The sequence below is a fragment of the Pseudomonas sp. GD04019 genome (assembly GCF_029837695.1).
Lineage (GTDB): Bacteria > Pseudomonadota > Gammaproteobacteria > Pseudomonadales > Pseudomonadaceae > Aquipseudomonas.
Map to the genome: position 1 here is coordinate 329661 of NZ_JAOEEA010000004.1, position 19981 is coordinate 349641.

Genomic DNA, 19981 nt, shown 5'->3' on the forward strand with positions numbered 1-19981 from the left:
TACGGGCTTGTCGCTTACAGAATGTAGCGCGACAGGTCTTCGTCCTGCGCCAGCTCGCCGAGGTGGCCGTTGACGTAGGCGGCGTCGATGCGGATCGGCTCGCCGTTCTGCTGGCCGGCCAGGTCGCCAGCGCTGAAGGAGACTTCCTCCAGCAGGCGTTCGAGCAGGGTGTGCAGGCGACGGGCGCCGATGTTCTCGGTCTTCTCGTTGACCTGCCAGGCGATCTCGGCGATGCGCTTGATGCCGTCGGCGGCGAACTCGATATTCAGTCCCTCGGTCTTCAGCAGCTCGCTGTACTGCTCGGTCAGCGCCGCGTGCGGCTCGGTGAGGATGCGCTCGAAGTCCTGCGGCGACAGGGCCTTGAGCTCGACACGGATCGGCAGGCGGCCCTGCAGCTCGGGCACCAGGTCGCTGGGCTTGGCCAAGTGGAAGGCGCCGGAGGCGATGAACAGGATGTGGTCGGTCTTGACCATGCCCAGCTTGGTGTTGACCGTGCAGCCCTCGATCAGCGGCAGCAGGTCGCGCTGCACGCCCTCGCGGGACACGTCGGCGCCGCCGACGTTGGCGCGCTTGGCGACCTTGTCGATCTCGTCGATGAACACGATGCCGTGCTGCTCGACCGCCTCCAGGGCGCGGGCCTTGAGGTCCTCTTCATTGATCAGGCGCGCGGCTTCCTCGTCGCGCACCAGCTTGAAGGCTTCCTTGACCTTGAGCTTGCGGGTCTTCTTCTTGCCCTTGGTCAGGCCGGAGAACAGGTTCTGCAGCTGGCTGGTCATCTCCTCCATGCCCGGCGGGGTCATGATCTCGACGCCGGCCGGCTGCTCGGCCACCTCGATGTCGATCTCCTTGTCGTCCAGCTGGCCTTCGCGCAGGCGCTTGCGGAACAGCTGGCGGGTGTTGGAGTCCTGGCTCGGCGCCGGGTCGTCATTGAAGCCGACGCGGGCCGGCGGCAGCAGGGCGTCGAGGATGCGTTCCTCGGCGGCGTCCTCGGCGCGATGGCTCATCTTCTGCACTTCCTGCTCGCGCAGCAGCTTGAGCGCGGCATCGGCCAGGTCGCGGATGATCGATTCGACGTCACGCCCGACATAGCCGACCTCGGTGAACTTGGTCGCTTCCACCTTGAGGAACGGCGCGTTGGCCAGCTTGGCCAGGCGGCGGGCGATCTCGGTCTTGCCGACGCCGGTGGGGCCGATCATCAGGATGTTCTTCGGCGTCACTTCCTGGCGCAGTTCGGCCGGCAGCTGCATGCGCCGCCAGCGGTTGCGCAGGGCGATGGCCACGGCGCGCTTGGCGTCGTCCTGGCCGATGATGTGGCGGTTGAGCTCGGAAACGATCTCGCGGGGCGTCATGGACATGCAGGTTGGCTCCGGCGGAGGCTGCGCTTATTCAGCGCAGTCTTCTTCTTCGATAGTGAGATTCTGGTTAGTGAAGACACAGATGGAGCCGGCAATGTTCAACGCCGCCTCGGTGATTTCACGGGCGGACAGCTCGGTCTTCTGCAGCAGGGCCATGGCCGCGGCCTGGGCGAAACCGCCGCCGGAGCCCATGGCGATCAAGCCGTGTTCGGGTTCGACCACGTCGCCGTTGCCGGTGATGATCAGCGAGGCGTCCTTGTTGGCGACCGCCAGCATGGCTTCCAGGCGGCTCAGCGAGCGGTCAGTACGCCAGTCCTTGGCCAGCTCGACGGCGGCGCGCACCAGATGGCCCTGGTGTTTCTCCAGCTGGCCTTCGAAGCGCTCGAACAAGGTGAAGGCGTCGGCGGTGGCACCAGCGAAGCCGGCCAGCACCTGGCCGTGGTAGAGGCGCCGCACCTTCTTGGCGTTGCCCTTCATCACGGTGTTGCCGAGGGAAACCTGGCCGTCGCCGCCCATGACGACTTTGCCGTTGCGGCGGACTGAAACGATGGTGGTCAAGGGTGAATCTCCACGCAGCGGGGCTGATGTGCCCGAATGGAGATCAGATGGGGTGGCCCGCCCGGCTTTTCAACCGAGGCGGGCAACTTGATGGCTCAGCGGCTCTGCCGCTGTTGTAGCAAGAGATTGCTGAAGCCGCTGCCGGCCAGCTGCTTCTGCGCCGTGGCCAGTTGCTCGCGGTTGGCGTAGGGGCCGACCAACACGCGGTGCCAGGTCTCCTCGCGCACCTTGCCGGACTCCACCTGGACGTTCTGGCCGAGCATGAGGATCTGCGCGCGCACCTTGTCGGCGTCCTCGCGCTTGCGGAACGACCCGGCCTGCAGGAAGAACTGGGTGGTGACCGGCGCCTTGGCTACCACCACGGGCGGCGGAGGCGGCGTTTCGCCATTGAGCGCGGCCTCGGCGCGGGCGGCGTCGATCTTGGCTGCCTCTTCCGGGCTCACCGGTTTGCTTTCCGGCGGCTTCACGGCGTCGGCTGGCGGCAGGGCGTCCGGCGGTACGATGACCTCGGATTCCGGCAGCAGGGTGTAGAAGTCGTACTTCGGCTTGACCGGCTCCGGCGCCACCTGCGGCTTCTTCTGCTGCTCGGTGACGCGCTTCTGCTCCTCGGGCTTGGCCCGCTTCACGTCGTCGCGGCCCGGCTCCAGGCTGAACAGGAACATGAAGAAGCCGCCGATGACCAGGCCGCAGACCATCCATACCCAGCCCGGCACCGGCTTCTTCGCCGGCGCCTGGTAGCGGCTGGCGCCGCGCTTGGGCGCGGGCTTCTTCTTCGCTGCCGCCACTTACATGCGCTCCAGGGTTTCCAGGCCCAGCAGCTCCAGGCCCTGCTTGAGGGTGCGTCCGGTCAGCGTGGCAAGGCGCAGGCGGCTCTGCTGGGTGGCTTCATCTTCGGCGGCGAGGATCGGGCAGTTCTCGTAGAAGCTGGAGAACAGCCCGGCCAGGTCATAGAGGTAGGCGCACAGCAGGTGCGGCTCGCCCTTGCCGGCGACGTTGTTGAGGGTGTCGGTGAACTGTGCCAGCTTGCCGGCCAGGGCCTGCTCCTGGGTTGCCTCGATGCGGATCTGCCCGCCGATCTCGGCCACACCCTTGCCCAGCTTGCGGAAGATGCTGGCGACGCGGGTGTAGGCGTACAGCAGGTAGGGCGCGGTGTTGCCTTCGAAGCTGAGCATCAGCTCGAAGTTGAAGCGATAGTCGCTGGTGCGGTGCTTGGACAGGTCGGCGTATTTCACCGAGGCGATGCCGACCACGCGGCCGATTCTACGCAGCTCGTCTTCGGCCAGTTCCGGGTTCTTGTCCTTGACCAGGGCGTAGGCGCGCTGCTCGGCCTCGTCGAGCAGTTCGACCAGCTTCACGGTGCCACCGTCGCGGGTCTTGAACGGCTTGCCGTCCGGGCCGTTCATGGTGCCGAAGCCCATGTGTTCCAGCTCCATGCTGGCCGGCACGAAGCCGGCGAGGCGCGCGGCGGCGAAGACCATCTGGAAGTGCAGGGCCTGGCGCTGGTCGACGAAGTACAGGGCGCGGTCGGCCTTGAGCACGCTGGCCCGGTAGCGGGTGGCGGCCAGGTCGGTGGTGGCGTACAGGTAGCCACCGCCGGCCTTCTGCACGATCAGCGGCAGCGGGTTGCCTTCCGAGTTCTTGAACTCGTCCATGAACACGCACTGGGCACCGTTGTCCTCGGTCAGCAGGCCCTTGGCCTGCAGATCGGCGACCACGTTGGCCAGGTCGTCGTTGTAGGCGCTCTCGCCTTTCACGTCGGCCATGGAGAGCTTCACGCCCAGGCGGTCGTAGATGGCCTGGCAGTGGGACAGGGAAATGTCGTTGAAGCGGTGCCACAGGCGCAGGCACTCGGCGTCGCCGGCTTGCAGCTGGACCACCAGCTCGCGGGCGCGGTCGGCGAACTCGGCGGACTCGTCGAAGCGTTTCTTGGCCGCGCGGTAGAAGCCTTCCAGGTCGGCCAGCTCGCTTTCCGCGGCAATCGGGTTTTCCTGCATGTAGGCCAGCAGCATGCCGAACTGGGTGCCCCAGTCGCCGACGTGGTTCTGGCGGATCACGCTGTCGCCGAGGAACTCCAGCACGCGCGCCACGCCGTCACCGATGATGGTCGAGCGCAGGTGGCCGACGTGCATCTCCTTGGCCAGGTTAGGCGCCGAAAGGTCGACCACCACGCGCTGCGGCTCGCCGGCCTTGCGCACGCCGAGCTTGGCGTCGGCCAGGGCGGCTTCCAGGCGCTGGGCCAGGGCGTCGCTGTTCTGGAAGAAGTTGAGGAAGCCGGGGCCGGCGATCTCCACCTTGGCGATACCGGCGTCGGCCGGCAGGGCGGCGACCAGTTTCTCGGCCAGGTCGCGCGGCTTCATGCCGGCCGGCTTGGCCAGCATCATGGCGATGTTGCTGGCGAAGTCGCCGTTGCTGCGGTCCTTGGTGTTCTCCACCTGAATGGCCGGGCTCAGGCCCTCGGGCAGCACGCCCTCGGCGGTGAGGCGGGTCAGGGCTTGCTGGATCAGGTGGCGAATCGTGTCTTTCATGGTCTGCTCGGGGCGGCCGCGGCTGGTCGAAAACTGTGCATTATCGGCGCCCGAGGGGCGCGGCTTCAAGCTTTGACGGTCAGAACAGGTCGATCGGGTCGACATCCAGCGACCAGCGCACCGCGCGGCCGCTGGGCATGGCTTCCAGTATCTGCAGCCAGTGAGCCAGCAGTTTGTGCAACGGCACGCGGGCGCTGGCCATCAGCAGTAACTGGGCGCGGAAGCGCCCGGCGCGGCGTTCCATCGGCGCTGGCACCGGGCCGAGCAGCTCGATGCCGGCCAGCTTCAGCTCGTCGCGCAACTGCTCGGCGTAGGTGCAGGCCTCATCGAGGAAGCCTTCGGCCTGGCCCGGCTTGTGCGCCTCGCCGCGCAGCAGGGCGAGGTGGGCAAAGGGTGGCAGGCCGGCGCCGCGGCGCTCGCTCAGGGCTTGTTCGGCGAAGGCCGGGTAGCCCTGCTCGGTGAGCTGGACCAGCAGTGGATGGTCGGCCAAATGGCTCTGGATGATCACCTTGCCCGGCTCCTCAGCACGCCCGGCACGCCCGGCGACCTGGACGATCAGCTGGGCCATACGCTCGCTGGCGCGAAAATCCGCGGAGAACAGGCCGCCGTCGGCATCGAGGATGGCCACTAGCGTCACCCGCGGGAAGTGGTGCCCTTTGGCGAGCATCTGGGTGCCGACCAGGATGCACGGTTCGCCCTTGTTGATGGTGGCGAACAGCTTGTCCATGGCGCCCTTGCGCGAGGTGGTGTCGCGGTCGATGCGCAGCACCGGGAACTGCGGAAAGAGGATGGCCAGACGCTCCTCGGCGCGCTCTGTGCCGGCACCCACCGGACGCAGGTCGACCTTCTGGCAGTCCGGGCAGTTGCGCGGCGTGCGCTCGACGTGGCCGCAGTGGTGGCAGCGCAGTTCGTTGTGGCGCTGGTGCAGGGTCATGCGCGCGTCGCAGCGCGGGCACTGGCTGATCCAGCCGCAGTCGTGACACAGCAAGGTGGGCGCGAAGCCGCGGCGGTTGAGGAACACCAGCACCTGCTGGCCGGCTTCCAGCGTCTGGCGGATGGCCAGTTGCAGCGGGCCGGAGATGCCGGAGTCCAGCGGCAGGCTCTTCACGTCCAGGCGCAGGAAGCGCGGCGGCTGGGCGTTGCCGGCGCGCTGGCCGAGCTTGAGCAGGGCATAGCGGCCGGCGTGGGCGTTGTGCAGGCTCTCCAGCGACGGTGTGGCCGAGCCGAGCACGATCGGCAGGTTCTCCTGGCGCGCGCGCACCAGGGCCAGGTCGCGGGCGTGGTAGCGCAGGCCTTCCTGCTGTTTATAGGAGGCGTCGTGTTCCTCGTCGATGATGATCAGCCCCGGGTTCTTCATCGGCGTGAACAGGGCGGAGCGGGTGCCGATGATGATGTCGGCCTCGCCGTCGCGGGCGGCCAGCCAGGCGTCCAGGCGCTCGCGGTCGTTGACCCCGGAGTGCAGCAGGGCGATGCGTGCATTGAAGCGGCGGGCGAAGCGCTCGACGGTCTGCGGTCCCAAGTTGATCTCGGGGATCAGCACCAGTGCCTGCTTGCCGGCTTCCAGGCAGTGGCGGATCAGTTGCAGGTAGACCTCGGTCTTGCCGCTGCCGGTGACGCCATACAGCAGGTAGGCGCCGAAGCCACCCATGCCGGCCTGCACGGCGTTGAAGGCGGCGCGCTGTTCGGCGTTGAGTGGCAGCTCCGGTTGTGCCAGCCAGCCGCCGTGGCGTTGCAGCGGTGCGCTGCGGCGTACCTCGACGCGGACCAGGCCCTTTTCCAGCAGCAGGTCGAGGCTGTCCTTGTTCAGTTGCAGTTTGCTCAGCAGGCCGTGCGGCACGCCGTGATGATGCTGGGCCAGGGCGCGCAGCGCTTCGCGCTGGCGCGGCGCACGGGCCAGGCGCGGGTCGTCGGCGCTGGCGCCTTCGGTCGCGTGCCAGTAGCGCTCCTGGCGCACTTCCGCCGGCTCGCCCTGGCGCAGCAGCACCGGCAGGGCCCAGCTCAGGGTGTCACCGAGGCTGTGCTGGTAGTACTGTGCGGTCCACAGGCACAGCTTGAACAGCGGCGCCGGCAGTGGCGGGGTGCGGTCGAGCAGTTGCAGAGCGGGCTTGAGCTTGTCCTGCGGCACGTCGCTGCTGTCGGCCAGTTCCACCAGCACGCCGATCACCTCGCGCCGGCCGAACGATACGCGCAGGCGTACGCCGGGCTGCAGCATCGAACGAGGCACGCCCTCGGGGGCGCGGTAGTCGAACAGGCGGCGCAGCGGCGAGGGCAGGGCGAGGCGCAGGATGGTGTCAGGCACGGCGGGCTCCGGAATCGAAGCGGCGATGCTAGCACGGCCGCACGTCGCCCCGTCCGGGCGGCGGCTTGCCTGGCAGTGGCGGTCTGGTATAGTGCGCGGCCTATTTCCGTGCGGTACTCGGCAGCGAGCTGAGTGGCGGCACACCCAACCGAGGAACATACGATGAAAGCCGATATCCATCCGCAGTACGAAGAAATGGTTGCAACCTGCAGCTGTGGCAACGTGATCAAGACCCGTTCCACCCTGTGCAAGCCGATGAGCCTCGACGTGTGCTCCGAGTGCCACCCGTTCTATACCGGCAAGCAGAAGATGCTGGATACCGGCGGCCGTATCGACCGCTTCAAGCAGCGTTTCGGTGTGTTCGGCGCCAAGACCGAATAAGAGTGGCGCAAGCCGCTTTGCTGAAAAAGGCGTCCCTGGTGGGCGCCTTTTTCGTTTCTGTCTGCCTGGTTCTGCCAGCCCAGGCCTTCTGCCCGCAGGTCGATAACCTGGCGCCGCAGCGCGTGGCCAAGGTGGTGGATGGCGATACCCTGCGCCTGGCCGATGGCCGCAGCGTGCGGCTGATCGGCATCAACGCGCCGGAGCGCGCCCGTGACGGTCGCCCGGCCGAGCCCTTCGCCGAGGCGGCGACCAGGCGTCTGCAGGCCCTGGTGGCCGCCAATGATGGGCGCGTCGGTCTGCGCGCCGGCAGCAAGGCCCGCGACCACTACGGCCGCACCCTGGCCCACGCCTACGACGGAGATGGGCGCAATCTGGAGGCGCAACTGTTGGCAGAGGGTTTGGGCTACCGCGTGGCATTCGAACCGGCCACCGGCCTGGAAGACTGCCAGCGCAGCGCCGAGGATGAAGCGCGCGAGCGGCGCGTCGGTCTCTGGCAGCAGGCGCGCAGCATCACGCCCTTCGATCTGCGCGGCGGTGGCTTCGCCCTGGTGCGCGGCAAGGTCGCGCGGGTGCAGCGCAATCGCGGCGGTCTGTGGCTGGAGATGGATGGGCCGCTGGTGTTGCGCATCGAGCCGAAGCTGCTGCGCCACTTTGACGTGGCGGCGCTGCAGAGCCTGGCCGGTCGCCGGATCGAGGCGCGTGGCTGGGTGATTGACCGTTCCCGGCGCGGCGGCGTACAACCGCAGCAAGCCCGCTGGATGCTGCCGCTGACCCACGCGGCCATGCTCGAGGTGTTGCCATGATGTTGCGTCTGTTCCTGCTGTTGTCCCTTCTTGCCCAGCTCGCCGGTTGCGCGGTCAATCCGGCCACCGGCAAGACCGACTTCGTGATGATGAGCGAGCAGCAGGAGATCGACCTGGGCCGCAACTATGCCCAGGAGATCGCCAAGCAGTACCCGCGTTACGCCGACGAGAAGCTGCAGGCCTACGTGCAGCAGGTGGGCGAGCGGGTGGCGCGCAACAGCCATCGCAGCAACCTCGCCTACAGCTTCACCGTCATCGATTCCCCGGATATCAACGCCTTCGCCATTCCTGGCGGGCACATCTATATCCATCGTGGGCTGATGGCCTACCTCGGCTCCGAGGCAGAGCTGGCGGCCGTGCTCGGGCATGAAGTCGGGCACGTCACGGCTCGCCACAGCGTGCGTCAGCAGAGCCAGTCGACGGCCTGGAACATCCTCGGTCAGGCCGTGGCGATCGGCACCGGCGTCGGCGCCGCCGGCGATATCACCAATGTGCTGGGTGGCGCCCTGGTGAGTGGCTACGGCCGCGACATGGAGCTGGAGGCCGACGGCTTCGGTGCCCAGTACCTGGCGCGCAGCGGCTATGACCCGCAGGCGATGATCGAAGTGGTCAAGGTGCTGAAGAGCCAGGAAGACTTCGCCCGCGACGAGGCCCAGGCCAAGGGGCAGGAAGTGCCGCCGGCCGGCTATCACGGCCTGTTCGATACCCACCCGGACAACGATACCCGCCTGCGCCAGGTGGTGGCCTCGGCCAGCCCGCTGGCGACTAATCAAGGCGAGGTGGGGCGCGACAGCTACCTGAAGCGGATCGAGGGCATGCCCTTCGGCGACTCCGCGGAAGCCGGCGTGCGTCGGGGGCAGCGCTTCTATCATGTCGGCCTGGACTTCACCCTGGCCATCCCGCAGGGCTGGGAGCTGATCAATCGCCCGGACGCGGTGATCGTGCACAGTGGCGATCAACAGGCCTTCATGGTCATGAGCATGCAGCCGCTGAAGCCGGGCACCGACTCGCGCACCTTCGTGCATGAGAAGACTGGCGGGCGCGGCCTGACTGGCGAGCAGAGCTTCAAGCAGAGCGGCCTGGACGTCACCACTGGTGTGCTGACCGGCGACGGCGCCAAGCGCGTGGCGGTGGTCGCACGACAGAAAGAAGCCTTCCTGTTCATCGGTGCGGTCAAGGGGCGTGCTTCGCTGGAGAGCGCCGACGACCAGTTCATGGAGGTGGTACGCAGCTTCCGGCCGCTGCAAGCCAAGGAGCGCGAACAGGGGCAGCCCTGGCGTCTGCATCTGGTGCAATTCAAGGCTGGTCAGAGCCTGGAGGCGTTGAGTCGGGAGATGGGTGGCGAGGGCGACAAGCTGAAGCGGCTGAGGTTGCTGAATGGTCTTTATCCGACCGGTCAGCCACTTCCCGGCGATTGGCTCAAGGTAGTTCGCTGACCCGCTCAGAGGCCCGATCTTGTGGGCCTTGGCCTTCTTGCGTATGCTCGCTCGCCTGCCTTCACTGCAAAGCGGAAATAGCCGAAATGTCTGATCTGAAAACTGCCGCTCTCGAGTATCACGCGCAGCCCCGTCCGGGCAAATTGAGCGTCGAACTGACCAAGCCCACCGCGACCGCCCGCGACCTGTCCCTGGCCTACAGCCCGGGCGTTGCCGAGCCGGTGCGCGAGATTGCCCGCGATGCCGAACTGGCCTATCGCTACACCGGCAAGGGCAACCTGGTGGCAGTGATTTCCGATGGCACCGCGATCCTCGGCCTGGGCAACCTCGGCCCGTTGGCCTCCAAGCCGGTGATGGAAGGCAAGGGCGTGCTGTTCAAGCGCTTCGCCGGCATCGACGTGTTCGACATCGAGGTCGACTCCGAGAGCCCGCAGGCCTTCATCGACACCGTCAAGCGCATCTCCATCACCTTCGGCGGCATCAACCTGGAAGACATCAAGGCGCCCGAGTGCTTCGAGATCGAGCGCGCGCTGATCGAGCAGTGCGACATCCCGGTATTCCACGATGACCAGCACGGCACTGCCATCGTCACCGCCGCCGGCATGCTCAACGCCCTGGAAATCGCCGGCAAGACTCTGGAGCAGGCCAAGGTCGTCTGCCTCGGTGCCGGTGCCGCCGCCATCTCCTGCATGAAACTGCTGGTGAGCATGGGTGCCAAGGTCGAGAACATCTTCATGCTCGACCGCAAGGGCGTGATCCATGCCGACCGCGACGACCTGAATCAGTACAAGGCGGTATTCGCCCACGCTACCGACAAGCGCAGCCTGTCCGACGCCCTGGACGGTGCCGATGTGTTCGTCGGTTTGTCCGGTGCTAACCTGCTGAGCCAGGATGACCTCAAGCTGATGGCGCCGAACCCAATCGTGTTCGCCTGCTCCAACCCGGACCCGGAGATCAAGCCGGAGCTGGCTCGCGAGGCGCGCCCGGACGTGATCATGGCCACCGGTCGTTCGGACTATCCGAATCAGGTCAACAACGTGCTCGGCTTCCCCTTCATCTTCCGCGGTGCCTTGGACGTACGCGCCACCCGTATCAACGAGGAAATGAAGATCGCCGCCGCCAACGCCCTGCGCGATCTGGCCAAACTGCCGGTACCGAAGGAAGTCTGCGAAGCCTATGGCGGCATCGAGCTGAGCTTCGGTCGTGAATACATCATTCCGAAGCCGATGGATGCTCGTCTGATCACCGTGGTCGCCGATGCCGTGGCCAAGGCTGCGATCGAGACCGGTGTGGCGACCCTGCCGTATCCGAAGCACTACCCGCTGCAGTCGGTGAATGACGTGTTCAACGGCTGATCACCGGCCCAATAAAAAGCCCCGCCGATGCGGGGCTTTTTATTGCCTGGCATTCGCCACTCAGAACAGGTCGAGTGGCGCCGATTCGTCGACCGGCAACGGGCTGCCGGGAATGCCCATAGCCGGATCCAGCTCGCTCATCGGTGGCGGCGAGTCTTCGCTCTTGAACAGTTCGAAGTAGGCGTCGGGTGCGCCCGGCGAGGCTGCGCGGCCGCTCACCGGGTCGACGCGCAGGCTGAGCAGGCCGGCCGGCTCCGGCGGCAGGTGGTCCGGCTTGTCCTTGAGCGCGGCGCCCATGTAGCTCATCCAGATCGGCAGGGCCACGGTGCCGCCGTACTCATGGCGACCCAGGCTTTCCGGCTGATCGAAGCCGACCCAGACGGTGGTCATGTAGTCGGCGTTGTAGCCGGAGAACCAGCTGTCCTTGGACTCGTTGGTGGTGCCGGTCTTGCCCGCCAGGTCGCCGCGGCCCATGGCCAGGGCGCGGCGACCGGTGCCGCGCTTGATCACGTCCTGCAGCATGCTGGTCATGATGTAGGCGGTGCGCTCGTCGATGATCTGCTCCGCGAGTACCGGTTGCTGCACTTCGGCGTTGGGCTCCTCGATCAGCAGGGCGGCGTTCTGTTCTTCGACCAGCATGACGCTTTCCGGAGTGCGCGGCGGGTTGGCGATGAACAGCGGCTTGCCGTCGCGGCTGTCGATGCGCTCGATCAGGTACGGCTGGATCTTGCGTCCACCGTTGGCAAAGGCGCTCCAGCCGCCGGCAATTTCCAGCGGAGTGAGGCCGGCGGTGCCGAGGGCCAGGGACAGGTTGCGCGGCAGCTCCTGGCGGTTGAAGCCGAAGGCGCTGATGTAGTCGAGGGTGTAGTCGATGCCGATGGTCTGCAGCAGGCGGATCGAGACCAGATTGCGCGACTTGTACAGCGCCTCGCGCAGGCGGATCGGGCCGAGGAAGGTGTTGTTATCGTTCTTCGGGCGCCAGGCCTCTTCCATGCCGGCTTCCTGGAACACGATCGGCGAGTCGTTGACCAAGCTGGAGGCGGTGAAACCGGCATCCAGCGCCGCACTATAGACGAAGGGCTTGAAGCTGGAGCCCGGCTGTCGCTTGGCCTGGGCGGCGCGGTTGTAGTTGCTCTGCTCGAAGGAGAAGCCGCCGACCAGGGCGCGGATCGCGCCATTCTGCGGATCCAGCGAGACCAGCGCGCTCTGCGCGGCCGGGATCTGGCGGAACAATAGAGTGTCGTTCTCGGCGTCGTGCTCGACGCGGACCAGATCGCCGATCTGCGCCACGTCAGCCGGCTTCTGCGGGCGCGGGCCGAGGCTATTGGTATTGAGGAAGGGCCGGGCCCATTTCATGCTGTCCCAGGCGACCGCCTGTTCTTCGCCGTTGCGCAGCAGCACCATGATGCCGCTGGCTTCCACCTGGGTGACGATCGCCGGCTGCAGGCCGCTGATGCTTTTGTACTTGGCCAGTTCCTGCAGCCAGGCCTCGCGGGTCAGGCCGGGCAGGCGGGTTTCCGGGCCGCGGAAGCCGTGACGCTGGTCGTAGGCGATCAGTCCGTCGTGCAGTGCCTGGTTGGCCGACTCCTGCAGCGCCGCCGGTACCGTGGTGGTGACGCGGAATCCTTCCGTATAAGCCTCGCTGCCATAGCGGCCGACCATTTCGGCGCGAGCCATCTCGGCTATATAAGGTGCATTGAGTTCGATTGGCTGTACGTGATGGCGAGCGCCGACCGGCTCGGCCAGTGCGGCCTCGTAGCGGGCCTGATCGATGGCGCCAAGCTTGTACATGCGGCCGAGAATCCAGTCACGGCGTTCCTTGCTGCGCTGCGGATTGACCAGGGGGTTGTAGCGCGAAGGCGCCTTCGGTAGGCCGGCGATCATCGCCATCTGCCCCAGGGTCGCCTCGCGGATCGACTTGCCGTAGTAGACCTGCGACGCGGCCTCGATGCCGTAGGCGCGGTTGCCCAGGTAGATCTTGTTGACGTAGAGCTCGAGGATTTCGTTCTTGCTCAGCTCGCGTTCGATCTGCAGCGCGAGGAGGATTTCATTGATCTTGCGCGAGAAGCTTCTTTCGTTGGTGAGGAAGAAATTCTTCGCCACCTGCATGGTGATGGTGCTGCCCCCGGTTTGAATGTGCCCGCTCGCCAATAACTGCGTAGCAGCGCGCATCAGGCTGGTGAAGTCGACGCCATAATGGTTGGCGAAATTGTCGTCTTCGGCGGCTAGCAGGGCGCGGATGAAGTCGGGAGGGATGTCGTCGAAGCGGATCGGCGAGCGGCGCATCTCGCCAAATTCGGCAATCAACTTGCCGTCGGCGCTATAGACCCTTAGCGGTATCTGCAGTTGGATGCTGCGCAGCGACTCGACGGAGGGTAAGCCAGGACTAAGATAGAGAAAGGCTCCACTGAAACTGAGCGCTAACCCGCAAAAAGCGGCGACACAGGACCACCAGAAAAACTTCAGCAAACGCATCAAGGTTCTTGGAATTCCAGTTAAAAGAATGGGTTAAGCGGTGCGTGGTGCGAAAAGGGGAAAACTGTTCACATTATAAGCGGTTTTTTTACAGGGGAGCCATTTGCGCTTCTGTCAAGACTGTTATTTAATGTGGAAAAACATAAATAGTCCGTAAGTCGCGGATGCCAATAGGAAATCGGTCGTGCTAGGGCTCTTCAATAAGAAAGCGAATACGCTTCTGGGGATCGACATCAGCTCGACCTCGGTCAAGCTCCTTGAATTGAGTCGCTCGGGAAGCCGCTACAAGGTAGAGGCCTACGCAGTCGAGCCGCTCCCGCCAAATGCGGTGGTCGAAAAGAACATTGCCGAGCTGGAGGGGGTTGGTCAGGCCCTTTCTCGCGTACTCAGCAAGGCCAAGACCGGCGTGCGCACTGCCGCTGTCGCGGTGGCCGGTTCTGCGGTGATCACCAAGACCATCGAAATGGAAGCTGGGCTCAACGACGATGAGCTGGAAAACCAGCTGAAAATCGAAGCCGACCAGTACATTCCTTATCCCCTCGAAGAAGTGGCAATCGACTTCGAAGTCCAGGCCGTTTCAGCGCGCAACCCTGAGCGGGTCGAAGTGCTGCTGGCGGCATGCCGGAAAGAGAACGTCGAGGTCCGCGAGGCGGCGCTCGGCCTTTCCGGTCTGACTGCCAAAGTTGTAGACGTCGAGGCCTACGCGCTGGAGCGTGCCTACAGCCTGCTCGAGTCTCAACTCGGCGGTCGCACCGATGAACTGACCGTGGCCGTTGTCGACATCGGTGCCACCATGACCACCCTTAGTGTTCTGCACAATGGTCGCACCATCTATACACGCGAGCAGCTGTTCGGTGGTCGTCAACTAACGGAAGAGATTCAGCGTCGCTACGGCCTGTCCGTTGAGGAAGCTGGCCTTGCCAAGAAGCAAGGTGGCCTTCCGGACGACTATGAGAGTGAAGTGCTGCAGCCCTTCAAAGAGGCCGTGGTGCAGCAGGTCTCGCGCTCTCTGCAATTCTTCTTCGCCGCAGGTCAGTTCAACGATGTGGACTACATACTGTTAGCTGGCGGCACTGCGTCCATTCCGGATCTGGATCGGCTGATTCAGCAGAAGATCGGTACTCCCACTTTGGTGGCCAATCCATTTGCCGACATGGCGCTGGGTGGCAAGGTCAATGCCGGCGCACTGGCTAGCGACGCCCCGTCCTTGATGATCGCCTGTGGTCTGGCAATGAGGAGTTTCGACTAATGGCGCGGATTAACTTACTTCCGTGGCGGGAGCAGTTGCGCGAGGAGCGCAAGCAGCGTTTTTTAGCTGCCTTGGGTGGCTCCCTGGTTGTCGCTGGAGGGCTTGTATTCTTGGGTGGGCAATATTTAGACAGTGCAATCCAGCAGCAAAGTGCGCGCAATGAATTCATTCGCAAGGAAATAGCCGTCCTTGATGCGCGGATCAAGGAAATTAGCGAGCTGAAAAAAAGGCGAGAGCAGCTTCTTGAGAGGATGAAGATTATTCAGGATCTTCAAGGTAATCGGCCGGTTATTGGGCATATTTTTGATCAGCTAGTTCGTACACTCCCGGACGGTGTTTATTTTTCGGAGCTGAAAAGCTCTGGGGAAAGTATTTCGATATTTGGTGCCGCCGAATCAAATAATCGAGTGTCAAGTTTAATGCGAAATCTTGACTCCTCTGATTGGCTCAAGTCTCCAAATTTAACAGAAGTTAAGGCGGTAACTGCAGGTGGAGTGGATCAAGCTAATACGTTTAGGTTGACTGTTCAGCAGACTCGTCCTGGAGAAGATGTGCAGGAGGATGGCGAGGCGGGGCGAGGTCAAGCGAACAGTAAAAACATCCCAGGTAAAAAATCATGAATCTCGCTGATTCTATTGATGCGCTGCGCAAACTGAATTTGTCTGAACTGGATGTAAATAATCTGGGCTCATGGCCTGTGGCGGCCAAGGTGATCGCTAGTGTTCTAGTGTTAATTGTGGCCATAGGGTTGGGCTATAATTTTTATCTTCAAGATCTGCAGGGAATGCTGGATCAGCAGCGTGCCGAGGAGCTTGTTTTAAAGGATACGTTCTCTAGTAAAGCCTTCCAAGCGGCCAACTTGGATGCTTATAAGGTGCAGATGGTAGAGATGGAGGAGTCCTTTGGGGCTCTGCTTCGGCAGCTGCCTAGTGATACAGAGGTTCCAGGCTTGTTAGAAGATATCACTCGTACAGGTCTTGGAAGTGGTTTGGAGTTTGAGGAGATAAAACTGCAGCCGGAAGCTGTTCAGCAATTTTATGTTGAGTTGCCGATACAGATTGTTGTTGTGGGTGGCTATCATGATTTGGCCACGTTTGTGAGTGGGGTTTCTAGCTTGCCTCGAATCGTTACGCTTCATGACTTTGAAGTCAAAGTGGCTGACAAGGATAATCCTTCAAGATTACGGATGAGCGTGCTAGCTAAGACCTATCGTTACAATGATCAGGGGCTGGCAAAATGAATCGAGTATCCTGTTTGTTGCTAGTGATTTCGTTTTTGACTCTTTCTGGTTGTGTCGACGATGATTTTTCTGATCTCCAATCCTACATGGAAGAAGTTAGAAGTAGGCCGAAAGGTTCAATCGAGCCCTTACCTAAGTTTCAACCGTATGAAGCATTTGCATATAGTGCCGCCTCTCTTAGAAGTCCATTTCAGCCGCCTGTGAAGATTGATTTGGCGAGCCAGAAAAAAGGCTCCAAGGATATAAAGCCTGACGAAACTAGGGTTAAACAATTCTTGGAGGGCTTCAATATAGAGGCTTTCGAGATGGTTGGGACATTGGCCCGAGATGGTGGGGTATATGGGCTTGTGCGTGGGGCTGGAGGGGTCCACAGAGTTAAGGCAGGTGATTATCTTGGAAGAAATCACGGCCGTGTGACAGCAGTTGATGAAGCACAGATTGAAGTTATTGAGATCGTGCCGGATGGAGAGGGTGGTTGGCTTGAGCGTCCGCGTAGTCTCACCCTAAAAGAGCGCTCGTAATGGTGGCCAATCATGAAGAATAACTACAAATTTGCAGAACGGAAGAACCAGCTTATGAATAGCTCGCTTTATCGTTTTGGCGCTTTTCTTTTTGTGGCGTCATTTGCACCGTCAGCGCTAGCGGCAAGCTTGCAGGCGCTTGATGTCGCATCGCTGCCAGGAGATAAGGTCGAGCTGCGATTGACCTTTGATGAGCCTGTTTCCGCACCTCGTGGATATACAATAGAACAACCAGCTCGCATCGCTCTTGATCTTCCAGGTGTGTCTAATGCATTGGGATCAAAAAATCGCGAGCTTGGTGTGGGTAATGCCCGCAGTGTGACGGTGGTTGAGGCAAAAGATCGAACTCGGCTAATTGTAAATTTATCAGCTCTTGTCCCTTATCATACAAGGTCTGAGGGTAATAATCTGTATGTGGTAGTCGGCGAGTCTGGTGGTGTTGCCTCCACTGTTGCTAGCCAACCGCCGCAACCTATTAAGTCGGCTGCCTATGTTGCGCCTGGGCGCGCAATCAATAATATTGATTTTCAGCGTGGGGAGCAGGGCGAGGGAAATGTGGTAATTGAGCTTTCTGATCCGGCGGTGACCGCTGATATTCAAGAGCAAGGTGGGAAAATTCGGCTGGGTTTCTCGAAAACGCAATTGCCTGACAGTCTCAAGGTGCGGCTGGATGTAAAAGATTTTGCGACCCCTGTCCAGTTTGTTAGTGCGGCATCTCAGGGGGCTGAAAGCAGTATAACTATTGAGCCCGTTGGGAATTACGATTATCTCGTATTCCAAACGGACAATAAACTGACGATCAGTGTTAAACCACTTACTCAGGATGACGTTGAAAGACAAAAGGCTGAGCGATTTGCATACTCTGGTGAAAAGCTTTCTCTGAATTTTCAGGATATTGATGTTAGATCGGTTCTGCAGTTAATTGCTGATTTCACGGATCTGAATTTGGTTGCCAGTGATACAGTTCAGGGGAACATAACGCTGCGCCTGCAAAATGTACCATGGGACCAGGCTCTGGATCTGGTATTGAAAACTCGTGGTCTTGATAAGCGGCAGGTGGGAAATGTTCTTCTCATTGCGCCCGCAGATGAAATTGCGGCTAGAGAGCGCCAAGAGCTGGAAGCACAAAAGCAAATTGCAGAGCTTGCTCCTTTGCGGCGCGAATTGATCCAGATTAATTATGCGAAGGCTTCTGATATTGCTGCATTATTCCAGTCCGTAACGGATGCTGAGGGGGCGCAGCAGGCTGATGGAAGAGGTTCGGTCACGGTTGATGATAGAACGAACAGTATTATTGCCTATCAAACTCAAGAACGTTTGGATGAGTTGCGGCGGATAGTTACACAGCTTGATATACCGGTTCGCCAGGTTATGGTTGAGGCTCGTATAGTTGAAGCTAGTGTTGACTTCAATAAGGAGCTGGGGGTTGAGTGGCGAGGGCTTCGCTTGGGTGATAATAATTGGGTTATTGGTGGGTCTAACAGCGTACAAGATCCAGCAGCGCCAGCGCTTGGGAATTTCGTTGATCTAGGCGCTCCTGGGCGAACGGCTGGATTGAATCTTGGTTTTATAACGGATAATACGCTGCTCGATCTTGAGTTGTCTGCCATGGAGAAAACAGGCAATGGTGAGATAATTTCTCAGCCAAAAGTTGTTACCTCTGATAAAGAGACGGCAAAGATTTTAAAGGGGGCTAAGATTCCATACCAAGAAGCCTCCTCCAGTGGTGCGTCAACAACTGCATTTGCCGAGGCAAATCTCTCTTTAGAGGTGACGCCGCAAATTACTCCTGATAACAGGGTTATCATCGAGGTAAAGGTTAATAAGGATGCTGCTGATTTCTCCAATCAAGTTGACGGCACTCCTTCGATCCTTACTAACGAAGTCAATGCCAAGGTTCTGGTAAGTGATGGGGAGACCATCGTTTTAGGTGGGATATTTACCAATACTCAGTCCAAGGCAGTTGATAAGGTCCCGCTGTTGGGGGATATGCCATACATTGGTCGCCTGTTCCGTCGAGATGTTGTGGCTGATAACAAATTCGAGCTGCTAGTGTTCCTGACTCCGCGGATCATGAATAATCAGTCCATTGCGGTAAGCAACTGATAGTGCAGAACATGATCCTGGTTGGCCCGATGGGCGCTGGTAAAAGCACTATCGGGCGGTTGTTGGCGAAAGAGCTAAGGCTGCATTTCAAGGATTCGGACAAGGAAATCGAGCAGCGTACTGGTGCCGATATTCCCTGGATCTTCGATGTGGAAGGCGAGCAGGGTTTTCGCGAGCGTGAGCAAGCGATGATTGCGGAGCTCTGCGAGCTTGACGGTGTTGTGATTGCCACGGGTGGTGGGGTCGTGTTGCGGCCTGAGAATCGCCAGGCGTTGCGCGAAGGGGGGCGAGTTGTATATCTGCACGCCTCCGTCGAGCAGCAGTTGGAGCGCACTTCTCGAGATCGTAATCGGCCTCTGCTGCGCAATGCAGAGCCGGGCAAGGTATTGCGCAACCTGATGGAAATTCGTGATCCGCTCTACCGAGAGATCGCGGATGTGATCATCGAGACGGATGAGCGGCCACCGCGTCTGGTGGTGCAGGAGATCATCGAACGCCTCGAGGCATTGCCTCCCCGTTAAAGAGCGCGTCTATCTGCGTTATCCTATGCCCTTTCTGTTCGGGGGCTTCATGCAGACTCTTACTGTCGATCTTGGTGAGCGCAGCTATCCCATCTATATCGGGGAAGGGCTGCTCTCTCGTTCTGATCTGTTCAAGCCCCACTTGGCGGGGCGTCAGGTGGCGATCGTCACCAACGAAACCGTCGCTCCTCTCTATCTCGATACGCTGCAGCAATCCCTGAAGGGACAGGATATCGCGTCCGTGGTGCTGCCCGATGGCGAAAGCTTCAAGACCTGGGAAACCCTGCAGCTGATCTTCGATGGCCTGCTCCAGGCGCGCCATGATCGCAAGACTACGGTCATCGCTCTGGGCGGTGGGGTTGTCGGCGATATGGCTGGCTTCGCGGCAGCTTGCTATCAGCGTGGCGTCGATTTCATCCAGGTGCCGACTACCTTGTTATCTCAAGTGGATTCTTCCGTTGGAGGGAAGACCGGCATCAATCATCCGCTGGGCAAGAACATGGTGGGCGCTTTCTACCAGCCCAATGCGGTGATCATCGATACGACCGTTCTTGGTACGCTCCCCGCGCGCGAACTGTCGGCCGGGCTAGCCGAAGTGATCAAGTACGGCCTGATCTGCGATCTGGATTTTCTGGGGTGGCTGGAAGAGAACATCGATGCTTTACGTTCGCTGCAGCCTGAAGCGCTCGTTGAGGCCATTGAACGCTCTTGTGCGGCCAAGGCGCGGGTGGTGGGGCTGGATGAGCGCGAGTCTGGCCTGCGCGCCATTCTGAATCTCGGCCATACCTTCGGTCATGCCGTCGAGACGCATATGGGCTACGGCGAATGGCTGCACGGCGAGGCAGTGGCTGCCGGCACTGCCATGGCGTTGGAGATGTCGTCTCGCCTGGGCTGGATCTCGACTGCCGATCGCGATCGCGGCATTCGTCTTCTACTACGAGCCGGTCTTCCTGTGGTTCCGCCCGTCGAGATGGGGCCCGAAGATTTTCTCGAGCACATGGCGGTCGACAAGAAAGTGCTAGATGGTCGCCTGCGCCTGGTCTTGCTGCGCCAGCTCGGCGAGGCCGTGATTACCGATGACTTCCCGCGGGAAGTTCTGGATGCCACCTTGCGCGCAGACTACCGCGCGCTGCTGGCTCAGCTTGGAGAATAAGAGA

The 19981-nt window shown here is 61.5% G+C and carries 17 protein-coding genes; 11 read left to right on the forward strand and 6 right to left on the reverse strand.

What is annotated here, in order from left to right; all coding sequences use genetic code 11:
- Positions 1 to 14: 14 nt before the first annotated feature.
- The 5 genes from hslU to N7607_RS09015 all read right to left on the reverse strand — a co-directional run bounded on the left by hslU (position 15) and on the right by N7607_RS09015 (position 6737).
- Positions 15 to 1355 (reverse strand): ATP-dependent protease ATPase subunit HslU, encoded by a 1341-nt coding sequence (gene hslU, locus N7607_RS08995; protein ID WP_279868815.1) that lies wholly within the window; start codon positions 1353 to 1355, stop codon positions 15 to 17.
- Positions 1356 to 1382: 27 nt separating this feature from the next.
- A complete protein-coding gene (gene hslV, locus N7607_RS09000) occupies positions 1383 to 1913 on the reverse strand; it encodes an ATP-dependent protease subunit HslV (protein ID WP_192312344.1) in 531 nt (176 codons plus the stop codon).
- Positions 1914 to 2008: 95 nt separating this feature from the next.
- Complete coding sequence (locus N7607_RS09005) at positions 2009 to 2698, reverse strand: SPOR domain-containing protein (protein WP_279868812.1); 690 nt, start codon at positions 2696 to 2698, stop codon at positions 2009 to 2011.
- Entirely contained in the window at positions 2699 to 4438 is a 1740-nt protein-coding gene (gene argS, locus N7607_RS09010) for an arginine--tRNA ligase (protein WP_279868811.1), read from the reverse strand.
- Positions 4439 to 4517: 79 nt separating this feature from the next.
- Positions 4518 to 6737 (reverse strand): primosomal protein N', encoded by a 2220-nt coding sequence (locus N7607_RS09015; RefSeq protein WP_279868810.1) that lies wholly within the window; start codon positions 6735 to 6737, stop codon positions 4518 to 4520.
- Positions 6738 to 6899: 162 nt separating this feature from the next.
- On the opposite strand from N7607_RS09015, the gene rpmE reads away from it, so the two are divergent.
- The 4 genes from rpmE to N7607_RS09035 all read left to right on the forward strand — a co-directional run bounded on the left by rpmE (position 6900) and on the right by N7607_RS09035 (position 10712).
- A complete protein-coding gene (rpmE, locus tag N7607_RS09020) occupies positions 6900 to 7118 on the forward strand; it encodes a 50S ribosomal protein L31 (protein WP_137973481.1) in 219 nt (72 codons plus the stop codon).
- A gap of 2 nt (positions 7119 to 7120) precedes the next feature.
- Complete coding sequence (locus tag N7607_RS09025) at positions 7121 to 7921, forward strand: thermonuclease family protein (RefSeq protein ID WP_279868808.1); 801 nt, start codon at positions 7121 to 7123, stop codon at positions 7919 to 7921.
- Complete coding sequence (locus N7607_RS09030; protein ID WP_279868860.1) at positions 7921 to 9357, forward strand: M48 family metalloprotease; 1437 nt, start codon at positions 7921 to 7923, stop codon at positions 9355 to 9357. Before N7607_RS09025 ends, N7607_RS09030 begins: the two co-directional genes overlap by 1 nt.
- Positions 9358 to 9443: 86 nt before the next feature.
- Positions 9444 to 10712: a malic enzyme-like NAD(P)-binding protein gene (locus N7607_RS09035; RefSeq protein ID WP_279868806.1), complete on the forward strand. Its 1269-nt coding sequence runs from the start codon at positions 9444 to 9446 to the stop codon at positions 10710 to 10712.
- Between the two features lie 60 nt (positions 10713 to 10772).
- Here the strand turns inward: N7607_RS09035 and N7607_RS09040 are convergent, their stop codons facing one another.
- Positions 10773 to 13190: a penicillin-binding protein 1A gene (locus tag N7607_RS09040; RefSeq protein WP_279868804.1), complete on the reverse strand. Its 2418-nt coding sequence runs from the start codon at positions 13188 to 13190 to the stop codon at positions 10773 to 10775.
- 181 nt (positions 13191 to 13371) lie between these two features.
- On the opposite strand from N7607_RS09040, the gene N7607_RS09045 reads away from it, so the two are divergent.
- Genes N7607_RS09045 through aroB form a run of 7 tightly spaced genes read left to right on the forward strand, consistent with a single transcriptional unit; the run spans position 13372 to position 19977 of the window.
- Positions 13372 to 14436: a pilus assembly protein PilM gene (locus N7607_RS09045; RefSeq protein ID WP_279868803.1), complete on the forward strand. Its 1065-nt coding sequence runs from the start codon at positions 13372 to 13374 to the stop codon at positions 14434 to 14436.
- The gene (locus tag N7607_RS09050) at positions 14436 to 15056 is read left to right on the forward strand and encodes a PilN domain-containing protein (protein WP_279868802.1); all 621 of its coding nucleotides are present in this window, start codon (positions 14436 to 14438) and stop codon (positions 15054 to 15056) included. The genes N7607_RS09045 and N7607_RS09050 overlap by 1 nt, the downstream gene beginning before the upstream one ends.
- Positions 15053 to 15676 (forward strand): type 4a pilus biogenesis protein PilO, encoded by a 624-nt coding sequence (gene pilO, locus N7607_RS09055; protein ID WP_279868801.1) that lies wholly within the window; start codon positions 15053 to 15055, stop codon positions 15674 to 15676. The genes N7607_RS09050 and pilO overlap by 4 nt, the downstream gene beginning before the upstream one ends.
- Positions 15673 to 16197, forward strand: a complete 525-nt coding sequence (gene pilP, locus N7607_RS09060) for a type 4a pilus biogenesis lipoprotein PilP (protein WP_279868800.1) — start codon at positions 15673 to 15675, stop codon at positions 16195 to 16197. The genes pilO and pilP overlap by 4 nt, the downstream gene beginning before the upstream one ends.
- A 54-nt stretch (positions 16198 to 16251) precedes the next feature.
- Positions 16252 to 18303 (forward strand): type IV pilus secretin PilQ, encoded by a 2052-nt coding sequence (gene pilQ, locus N7607_RS09065; RefSeq protein ID WP_279868858.1) that lies wholly within the window; start codon positions 16252 to 16254, stop codon positions 18301 to 18303.
- 2 nt (positions 18304 to 18305) lie between these two features.
- Positions 18306 to 18824: a shikimate kinase AroK gene (gene aroK / locus N7607_RS09070; RefSeq protein ID WP_279868798.1), complete on the forward strand. Its 519-nt coding sequence runs from the start codon at positions 18306 to 18308 to the stop codon at positions 18822 to 18824.
- 49 nt (positions 18825 to 18873) lie between these two features.
- Complete coding sequence (gene aroB / locus N7607_RS09075) at positions 18874 to 19977, forward strand: 3-dehydroquinate synthase (protein ID WP_279868857.1); 1104 nt, start codon at positions 18874 to 18876, stop codon at positions 19975 to 19977.
- The last annotated feature ends 4 nt before the right edge of the window (positions 19978 to 19981 follow it).